At 75.7% G+C, this 9,581-nt stretch carries 5 protein-coding genes; 2 read left to right on the plus strand and 3 right to left on the minus strand.

Annotated elements, in window-relative coordinates:
* Positions 1-37: 37 nt before the first annotated feature.
* The 3 genes from ACFYST_RS23295 to ACFYST_RS23305 form a co-directional block, all read right to left on the minus strand.
* Positions 38-652 carry a TetR/AcrR family transcriptional regulator gene (locus tag ACFYST_RS23295; RefSeq protein ID WP_387641269.1) on the minus strand — a complete coding sequence of 205 codons (615 nt, stop codon included), beginning with the start codon at positions 650-652 and terminating at the stop codon, positions 38-40.
* Positions 653-705: 53 nt separating this feature from the next.
* Positions 706-2,337: an AMP-binding protein gene (locus tag ACFYST_RS23300; RefSeq protein ID WP_387865111.1), complete on the minus strand. Its 1,632-nt coding sequence runs from the start codon at positions 2,335-2,337 to the stop codon at positions 706-708.
* A gap of 79 nt (positions 2,338-2,416) precedes the next feature.
* Positions 2,417-3,280 (minus strand): inositol monophosphatase family protein, encoded by an 864-nt coding sequence (locus ACFYST_RS23305; protein ID WP_387865113.1) that lies wholly within the window; start codon positions 3,278-3,280, stop codon positions 2,417-2,419.
* A gap of 371 nt (positions 3,281-3,651) precedes the next feature.
* Here ACFYST_RS23305 and ACFYST_RS23310 point away from each other — a divergent pair, with 371 nt between their 5' ends.
* Both ACFYST_RS23310 and ACFYST_RS23315 read left to right on the plus strand, forming a co-directional pair.
* Entirely contained in the window at positions 3,652-6,894 is a 3,243-nt protein-coding gene (locus ACFYST_RS23310; RefSeq protein ID WP_387865116.1) for an FtsX-like permease family protein, read from the plus strand.
* Positions 6,891-9,581, plus strand: a 2,691-nt coding sequence (locus ACFYST_RS23315; protein WP_387865117.1) for a hypothetical protein, incomplete at its 3' end; no start/stop codon positions are given. The genes ACFYST_RS23310 and ACFYST_RS23315, both read left to right, overlap by 4 nt.

Consider the following 9,581-nt stretch of genomic DNA (forward strand, 5'->3'; position numbering starts at 1 on the left):
CCGGTGGTCGCCGCCGGTCAGGGGCATGACGGGGCGCTCAGCCGGCGAGTGCGGCGTCCAGCAGGCGGGACCACTGGCGGACGATGCCGGCCCGGCGCGGGCCGTCGTCGGTGAGCAGGTTCGCCAGGCCGAGGCCGCGGGCGAGGTCCAGCGTCGCCTGGACGGTCTCCCGGACGCCGGTGGCGCTCTCGTCGGCGCCCAGGCATTCGACGGCGGCCCGGTGCGCCTCGCGGCCGACGTGGTTCTCCAGGCTGAGGATCCGTTCGCGCAGCGGCTGTTCGGTGGCGGCGGCCACCCATAGGTGCAGGGCGGCCCGGAACAGCGGGCCGGTGTAGAGCCGGACGATCATCTCCACCACCGCCTCGGTGCGCGCCGGCCCGGGCGGCGGCAGCTCCTGGACGTGCGACAGGACGGCGGCCAGCCGCTCGGCGGCGACGTGTTCGACGGCGGCGGTGAACAGGTCCTCGCGGGTGCGGAAGTGGTGCTGGGCGGCGCCGCGGGTGACGCCGGCCCGCTCGGCGACCGCCGCGACGGTGGAGCCGTTCCAGCCGACCTCGGCCAGGCACTCCACCGCCGCCTCCAGCAGCCGGCGGCGGGTGGCGCGGCTGCGGTCCTGCTGGGGGGCGCGCGCGGCGGGGGTGCTGGTCGTCATCGGCGGCTCCTGCTCGGCTGGGCGGGTGTGCGCATCCCGATCCTGGCAGATCGTCACTTGCCTGCGGCACGGTCCCGCAGTTCGCGGCGGAGGATCTTGCCGCTGGCGGACTTCGGGACGGCGTCCAGGAACTCCACCTCACGCACCTTCTTGTACGGGGCGACCCGGCGGGCCACGTACTCGATGACCTCCTGCTCGGCGAGTTCGCAGCCGAACGCGGGCACCACGTACGCCTTGGGGCATTCGGTGCCCTCGGCGTCGGTGACGCCGATCACCGCGGCGTCGGCGATCGCGGGGTGGGTGAGCAGCAGGGCCTCCAGTTCGGCGGGGGCGACCTGGTAGCCCTTGTACTTGATGAGCTCCTTCACGCGGTCGACCACGTACAGGTAGCCGCCGCTGTCGACGTGGCCGACGTCGCCGGTGTGCAGCCAGCCGTCGGCGTCGACGGTGGCGGCGGTGTCGGAGTCCCGGCCGAAGTAGCCCTTCATCACCTGCGGGCCGCGGAACAGCAGTTCGCCGTCCTCGCCGGGGCCGAGGTCGCGGCGCGGCTCGTCGCAGGACAGCACCCGCAGTTCGGTGCCGGGGACGAGGCGGCCGACGGTGCCGGCCGGCGGGTTGGGGTCGTGCGGCGGGACGACGTGGGTGACCGGGGAGAGTTCGGTCATGCCGTAGCCCTGGAGCAGGTGCGGCAGGCCGAGGCGGCGGGCGCAGGCGGCGGCGAGTTCGGCGTCCAGCGGGGCGGCGGCGCTGAGCACGTAGCGGACGGAGGACAGGTCGAAGCGGTCCACCAGCGGGTGCTTGGCCAGTGCGAGGGCGATCGGCGGGGCCACGTACACCCCTTCGATGCGGTGGTCCTGGATGGCGGTCAGGAACTGCTCCAGGTCGAAGCGGGGCAGCACGACGATGGTGGAGCGGGCCCGCAGGGGCCGGTTGAGCAGCGCGGTGAGGCCGTAGATGTGGAAGAACGGCAGGACGGCGAGGATGCGTTCGCCGGGGGCGGTGCGCAGCAGCGCGTCGGTCTGGGCGAGGTTGGTGGAGACCGAGCGGTGGGTGAGCATCACGCCCTTGGGCAGGCCGGTGGTGCCGCTGGAGTACGGGAGCACGGCGAGGTCGGTGGCCGGGTCGAGTTCGGGTGCTGGTTCGGGGGCGTCGGCGGCGGCGAGGTCGGCGAGCGAGCGGTGGCCGTCCGCCCCGTCGCAGACGAAGATCTCGGCGACGGGGTGGGTGGCGGCGGCCTCCTGGGCGACCGGCAGGAACGCGGCGATGGTGATGATCCAGCGGGCCCCGGAGTCGCGCAGCTGGTCGGCGAGTTCGGCAGCGGTGGCGAGCGAGCTGACGGGGGTGACGGTGGCGCCGGTGCGGGTGGTGCCGTAGAACGCCAGCGGGTAAGCCACGGTGTTCGGGCTGAACAGCGCCACCACCTCGCCCTTGCCGACGCCCGCGGCGGCGAGCCCGGCGGCGATCCGGCGGCTGCCCGCGTCCAACTCGCGGTAGCTGACGGTCCGTCCGGTCAGCGCGTCGACCAGGGCGGGCAGTTCGGCGTGCTCGCCGGTGGCGCAGTCGCCGAGGACGGCGTCGTGGATGGGCCGGTCGAGCGGGGCGACGGTCGGGTAGTCGCTGTGGAACACCATGCGGGCCTCCGGGGCGGGCTCGGCGGGCGGGAGTGACGGCGCGGTGCGGTGCATCGGTGCTGGTGGTACGCGTGTGTGTCGCCGGCCAAGACTGCCGGGGCGGGGAGGGGCGCGGGCAGGGCGCGTGGCGGGCTTACGGGGTCGCGCGGCGGTGCTGGTGGTCCTGGCGGTACTGGCGGTACTGGCGGTACTGGCGGTCGATCAGGTCGAGCAGGCGGGCGTGGGTGTCCGGGTCGGCGGCGACCAGCAGGCCGCCGTCGCCGCTGTGCAGGGGCTTGCCGCGCAGGTCGGTGACGGTGCAGCCGGCCGCTTCGCACAGCGCGAGGCCGGCGGCGAAGTGCACGCTGTCGGCGAGGTGTCCGTCGGTGATGTACGCGGCGCGCCGGCCGGCGGCGACCCAGGCGACGGCCAGCGTGCTGGAGACCACCCGGGGGCGGAACGCGGCTTCGAAGTCGGGGTCGGTGAGCAGGTGCGCGGCGCGGAACTCGGCGGCGTTCGGGTACGGCGGGTCGAGGTTGAGGTCGACCAGGTGGGACTCGGCGGACGGGACGAGCGGGGTGTCCTGGCCGTCGTGGCGGACGTAGGCCCGCTCGCCGTCGGTCCAGTAGGTCTCGCCGGTGTAGGGGTCGGCGGTGGCGGCGGCAACCGTCCGGCCGTCGGCGCGCAGGGCGACGTTGACGGCCACCAGGTGGGTGCCGACGGCGTAGTTGAGCGTGCCGCAGAGCGGGTCGATCAGCCAGCGCCGGTCGGCGTCCGCCGCGCCGGTGCGGCCGCTCTCCTCGCCGGTGAACGCGTCGCCGGGGCGGGCGGCGCGCAGCAGGTCGAGGATGGCGCCCTCGGCGGCCAGGTCGGCGGCGGTGGCGAAGTCGCCGCCGCCCTTGTGGTGCCGTTCGGCGGTGGCCCAGGACTGGGCGCGAACCGCCTCGGCGCCGGCCTCGGCGGCCCGGCGGGCGAGGTCGGCGTCGGTGCGCTCGTCGGACTTGTACGTGATCGGCATGGCGGGAGCGTAACCGCCCGTGCCGGTGCAGTCCGATGATCCGCCGAATGTGACCGCGCACCGGTGCGCAGAGGCCGCCCGCGACGGCGTCCGGGGCGCCTGCCCGTTGGACGTCGGCACCGGAGCGGGATCAGGCGGCCGCACCCGCCGCGCGCGGCAGCTCCAGCACGGCCGGTCCGGTCTCGGAGGGCGGCTTTCCGGAGCTGGCGGTTCCGTCATCTCACCTCGCCTCATTGGCAGTTGGGCGCGGATGTCCTCGATTCTGCTCACTCTGACAACGGTTCGCGCAAGCCCCTTCCACTGCCCGATCCCATCTGACAGAGTCGTCCGCCATCCGGTACACGCTGACCGGAACGGGGGTACGGGGAACAATGTTTGGCTTTGTGCTGCGCCGACTGCGCGGGCGGCTGCCGCTGGCTGCCGCCGTGCTGTTCACGGTGCTGATCACCACCACCGTGCTGACCGCCCTGGTGGCCTTCAACCGCACCGCCGCCGAGGCCGGCCTGCGCCGGAATCTCGACGGCGGCAACCGGGTCGGTGTGGTGCTGAGTGCCGACGACGCGGTGGACGCCCGGGTGGCGGACGACGCGAAGGCCGCCGCGCTCGGCACCCAGCTGTTCAACGGGCTGCCGGTCGCCACGCAGTCGCTCGCGCTCAGCCGCGCGTACGGGCTGCCCGGACTGTCGAACGCCCAGGACCCGGACCTGACGGTGCTGGCCTCGCTGGACCGCGGCCGGCTGAAGCTGGCGGCCGGCCAGTGGCCGACCGCCAAGGGCGCCCCCGCGGGCCCCGACACCGCGGGGACGGTCCAGGCCGCCGTGCCGGAGAGCGCCCTGAGCCGGCTGGGCCTGACCGACGGCGCGCTGCCCGCCAAGGTCACGCTGTCCGACCGGTACGGCGGCCGCCCGCTCACCGTCGAGGTCACCGGCGCCTACCAGGTCGCCGACCGGGAGGCACCGTACTGGCGGCTCGACCCGCTCGGCGGCCGCGAGATCCAGGTCAAGGGCTTCACCACGTACGGGCCGATGGCGGTGGACGACGGCCTCTTCACCTCCGGCCTGCTGCCGCAGGGCAGACGAAGCCTGCTGCTGACCGCCGACTTCTCCGCCGCCGACCCGGAGCGCGTCGACCAGGTCCGGGCCCGCGCCGACAAGCTGCCCGACCTGGTCAGGCACTACAGCGCCGGGCTCCAACCGCAGACCGAACTGCCGGCCCTGCTCGGCGAGTTGCACTCGGCGACGCTGGTCGCCCGTTCCAGCCTGCTGATCGGGGCGCTGCAACTGGCGGTGCTGGCCGCGGCCGCGCTGCTGCTGGTGGTGCACCTGGTGGCGGAACGGCAGCGCCCGGAGAACGCCCTGCTCACCTCACGCGGCGCGACCCGGCGGCAACTCGCCGCCTGGACGGCCGTCGAGGCGCTGCTGCTCGCCCTGCCCGCCGCGGTACTCGCCCCGCTGCTGACCGGACCGGTGCTGTGGCTGCTGACCGCGTGGGGCCCGCTGGCCGGGATGCCGCTGGAGCACACCGACACCACCGTCCGGTGGCCGGTGGCCGCGGCCTGCGCGCTGGCCTGTGTCGCGCTCACCGCCCTGCCCGCCGTGCTGCGGCGCGACGCCGACCGGGTGGTGTCGCGCCGGCAGGCCGTGGTCAGCACCGTGGCCCGCTCCGGCGCCGACCTGACCCTGCTCGCGCTGGCCGTGATCACCTACCAGCAGCTGGCCGCCCGCACCGGCGGCCTCTCGGCGGACGCCGCCGGGCAGCTGGGCATCGACCCGGTGCTGGTCGCGGCACCCACCCTGGCACTGTGCGCGGGAACGCTGCTGGTGCTGCGGGTGCTGCCGTTCGCGGCCCGGCTCGGGGCCCGCCTGGCCGCCCGCGGCCGCGCGCTCGGCCCGGCGCTCGCCGGCTGGCAGCTGGCCCGCCGCCCCGGCCGGGCGAACGGCCCGGTGCTGCTGCTGGTGCTGGCCGTCGCCACCGGTGTGCTGGCGCTCGGTCAGCACGCCGCCTGGCGCGACTCGCAGCGCGACCAGGCCGACTTCGCCTCGGCGGGCGGCCTGCGGATCCAGGCCTCCGGGCTGCCCGCGCTCGGCCAGGGCGGCCGGTATTCGGCGCTGCCCGGCGGCGACCGGCTGCTGCCGGTCGCCGAGTTCGACCAGTGGCTCCCGGGCGACAAGCGGGGCCGGGTGCTGCTCACCGACACCGCCCGCGCCGCCACCGAACTGCGCGTCCGGCCCGACCTGTTCGGCGGCTGGCCCGCCACCGAGCTGTTCGCGCCGCTGGCCGAACCGCAGCCGACCGGTATGAAGCTGCCCGGAAAGCCGGCCCGGATCGACCTGACCGTGGCGGTCCGGATCGGCGTCGGCCTCCCGCTCCCCGAGTGGATGCCGCAGCCGGCGGCGCCCTTCGTCTGGCTGAACCTGCGGGACGGCTTCGGCGCGGCCTACCGCATCCTGATGCCGCAGCTCCCGAACCAGGGCGAGGCCACCGTCTCGGTCGACCTCGGCCCGCAGACCGCCGCCCCGCTCGGCTCGATCGCCGCGCCGCTGACCCTGACCGGCTTCGAGCTGACGTACGGCTCCAGCACGGGCTTCACCACCAACGAACTGACGATCCGACAACTGGCCGTCTCCGACACCGCAGCCGGACCGGCCACGCCCGTCCCGGCGCCCCCCGGCTCCTGGAGCGCCGCGGACGGCTCCGCGGCCCGGGTGACCGACGACCCCGCCGGGAACCGGCTGCCGACCGTCTCCTACACCTCGAACGCATCCGGCAGCTCGGTCCGGCACGACGCCATTCGCGCCCTGGTGCTCCCCCCTGGCAACACCGGGACCGGCCCGGAGGTCAAGGCCCTGGCCACCCGCACGTACCTGACGGACTCCGGCGCCAAGGTCGGCGACCTGATCAAGGTCCAGCTCGGCAGCACCAGCATGCCGGTGCGGATCACCGACCAGGTCGAGGCGCTGCCCGTGTACGGCGACACCGGCCTGCTGCTCGACCTGGCCGGCACCCACCGCTGGCTGACCGAGCGGGGCGCCCAGGTCCCGCCCGTCACCGAGTGGTGGCTGCCCGCCGCCGGCCCCGGCGACCGCACCCCCGCCGAGGCCGCCGCCGCCCTGCGCGCCGGACCGACCGCCCAGCAGCTGACCCTCCGCGAGGAGGACGCCGCCGCCCATTCCGGCGACCCGCTGAGCGCCGCCCCGCAGAGCGCGCTGGCCGCACTGGCGGTGGCCGCCGCCGTCCTCGCCACCATCGGCTTCGCCGCCGCCGCGGCCGCCTCGGCGAGCGAACGGGCCGGAGAATCGGCCGTACTGCTCGCCCTCGGCACGCCCCGACGGCTGCTGCGGCGCACCGCCACCGCCGAACAGGTCGTGCTGGTCGGCATCGGCACCGGCGTCGGGCTGCTGCTCGGAGCCGCGCTGGCCCACCTGGTGGTGCCGCTGGTGGTCCTCACCCCCGCGGCCCGCCCCCCAATGCCCGAAGTCCTGGTCGGGCTGCCGCTCGGCCAGACGCTGGCCTTGGCGGCCGGGACCGCCGCCCTGCCCCTGCTGTCCGCCTTCCTGGTCGGCGGTCGCCGCCGGGACGTGGGCGCCCGGCTCCGGTTCGTGGAGGACAAATGAGCACCCCGGCCCCCTGGGTCCGCACCCGGCTGCGCACCGCGCCCCTGGCAGCCCTGCTCACCGCCGCCCTGGCGTTCACCGTGGTCTTCCTGTCCGCCGCGCTGCCCCTGGCCAAGGACCGCGGCGCGGACAGCGCGCTGCGCAGCTACCTGCGCACGGCCGGTCCGGCCGCCACCGGCGTGCAGGTCGCCGCCCCCGTTTCCCGGGCGATCGACCCGGCGCAAGTGCTCGACGTCGCCGCGGGCCGACTCGCCCAATCCGTCGGCCCGGTGCTCCCGCTCGACCCGAGCGGCCCGGTCTACGGGCGCCGGGGCACCCAGCCGCGTTCGCTGGCCGACGCGCCGGGCGAGCCCCCGCTGACCCGCCCCGACAGCGTCCCGCCCGAGATCGCCGTGCAGTACCAGCACGGGGCACGCGAGCACCTGAAGCTGACCTCCGGTCAGTGGCCGGGCGCCGCCACGGAGAGCGAGCCGATCCCCATCGCCGTGTCGGAGGCCACCGCCAAGACCCTCGGACTCCGGCTCGGCTCGGTGTACGACGGCGGCAAGTCGGTGATGGACCGCACCGGCCCGCCACCGCCCCAGCAGGTCCGGGTGGTCGGCCTGTACACCGTCGACGACCCGTCGGACCCGTTCTGGGCCGAGATCGGCTGCGCGCTCAAGGCGTGCCTGAACCTCACCCCCGGCAGCGGCCCGGGGGAACCCCCGTTCCCGTACTGGTACGCCGTCGCGCTGACCGGCCCCGAGGCCGCGCCGCTGGTGGCCACCTGGGGCCACGGGGCCGAGGACTACTGGCGGCTGCCGGTGCGGGGGGACGCGCTGCGGGCCGACCGGCTCCAGCAGACCTCCTACGACCTCGCCGCGGTCACCGCAGGGCCGGTCTCCATCAAGATGACCAACGCCCTCGCGCGGGAGAACGTCCGGATCACCTCCCAGCTGCGCACCATGATCGACCGCGCCCTGAAGCGGCAGCGCGCCATCGACTCGCTCGCCGAGGTCGGCCCCGCCGGTGCCGCCGGGGTCGCCGCCGTGGTGCTCTGCCTCGCCGCGGCACTGAGCACCGAACGGCGCACGGCCGAGCTGCGACTGCTGCTGGCCCGCGGTGCCGGAGTCCGCGGGATCTTCCAACGACTGCTCGGCGAAAGCGCGTTGACCGTGCTGCCGGCCGCCGCGCTCGGCGCGCTGCTCGCCTTCACCCTGCTGCCCGGGCCGCGCTGGCTGCCCGCCGCCGTCGCGGCCGGCTCGGTGACCCTGCTCGCCCTGCTGGCCTTCCCGGTCCGGGCGGCGCTGCTGCTCCGCGACAAGGCCGGCAGCGGCTTCTCCGGACGCCGCCGCCTGATGGCCGAACTCGCCGTGCTGGCCACCACCGCGGCCGCCGTCACCCAGGTCGTCCGGCGCGGGGTGGCCCCGGCCGACGGAGGGGTGGACCTGCTGCTGGTGGCCGCGCCGCTGCTGCTGGCGCTGACCGGCGCGCTGCTGCTGGCCCGGATCCAGCCCGTCGTGATCGGGCTGCTGGCCCGCTGGTCCGGGCGGTGGCCCGGCGCCATCGGCTTCCTCGGCCTGGCCCGCGCCGCCCGCGGCAGCGGCGGCCCGCGCTCGCGTCCCTCGGTGCTGCCGCTGCTCGCCCTGGTGCTGGCGGTGACCTGCGGCGCGATCGGCGCCACCGTGCTGAGCTCGGTGGCCGCCAAACGCACCACGGCCGCCCGGTACAACATCGGCGGCGACGCCCAGGTCGACGCCCCGTTGGGCAGCGCGCTGCCGGACGCCTTCCTCTCCGCCGCCGACCGGCTGCCCGGCGTGGACGTCTCGCTGCCGGTCTGGACCGTGGACGACGTGACCCTGTCGTTCGGCAACGGCTATTCGGCCCGGGTCAACGTGCTGCTGGCCGACCCGGTCAAGTACGCGAAGCTCGCCGAGGCCGCCGGGCGGGGCCGGTTCGACCCGGCGGTCTTCACCGCCCAACCGGACAACTCGATGCCCGCCCTGTTCAGCAGCGACCTGCCGAACGGCACCTTCAACCTCCGGCTGGGAGGCGGCGAGGCGGTCCCGGTCCACCCCGTCGCCGTCGCTGACGGCACCCCCGCCCTGAACGGGACGGCCGGCACCACCGTGCTGCTGCCGCTCGGCCCGGCCACCGACCTGCTGCCGCGATTCGGCGCCGCGAAGAAGTGGATGGCCACCGGTCACCTCGACGACGCCCAACTGCGCACGCTGGCCCTGCAGTACCTCGGGCCGCCCGCCACCGACATCAGACCGGGCCATGTGGTGCGGACCGTGACCGGCGAGGCCGCCGCACTCGGCGACGACCCGCTGCAGGCCTCGGCCGAGCGGATGTTCTGGGTCGCAGTCGCTGCCACCGCCCTGTTCGCGGTGCTCTCCGTCCTGCTCACGCTGTTCCGCGCCGGACCCGAACGGGCCGCGACCCTGGCCCGGCTGCGCACCATGGGCCTGCGGCCCCGGCAGGGGCTGGCGCTGATCCTCACCGAAGCACTGCCGCAGTCCCTGGTCGCCGCCCTCGGCGGGGCACTCACGGCGGTGTGCGGCGTCCTGCTGCTCGGCCCCGCCGTCGACCTCGCCCCACTCGTCGGCGCCAACACCCCCACCGGGCTGCGGCTCACCGCCGCACCGATCCTTCAACAGGCCGTCGGGCTGGCCCTGCTGGCCGCCCTCGCGGTGCTGGCCGAGGCC

Source organism: Kitasatospora sp. NPDC004614 (assembly GCF_042873675.1).
In the GTDB taxonomy this organism is placed as follows: Bacteria; Actinomycetota; Actinomycetes; order Streptomycetales; family Streptomycetaceae; genus Kitasatospora.

What these genes read in the sequence shown, in the direction of transcription:
- ACFYST_RS23295 (WP_387641269.1), bottom strand. Translation starts at nt 652, where the DNA reads ATGACGACCAGCACCCCCGCCGCGCGCGCCCCCCAGCAGGACCGCAGC.
- ACFYST_RS23300 (WP_387865111.1), bottom strand. Translation starts at nt 2,337, where the DNA reads ATGCACCGCACCGCGCCGTCACTCCCGCCCGCCGAGCCCGCCCCGGAG.
- ACFYST_RS23305 (WP_387865113.1), bottom strand. Translation starts at nt 3,280, where the DNA reads ATGCCGATCACGTACAAGTCCGACGAGCGCACCGACGCCGACCTCGCC.
- ACFYST_RS23310 (WP_387865116.1), top strand. Translation starts at nt 3,652, where the DNA reads ATGTTTGGCTTTGTGCTGCGCCGACTGCGCGGGCGGCTGCCGCTGGCT.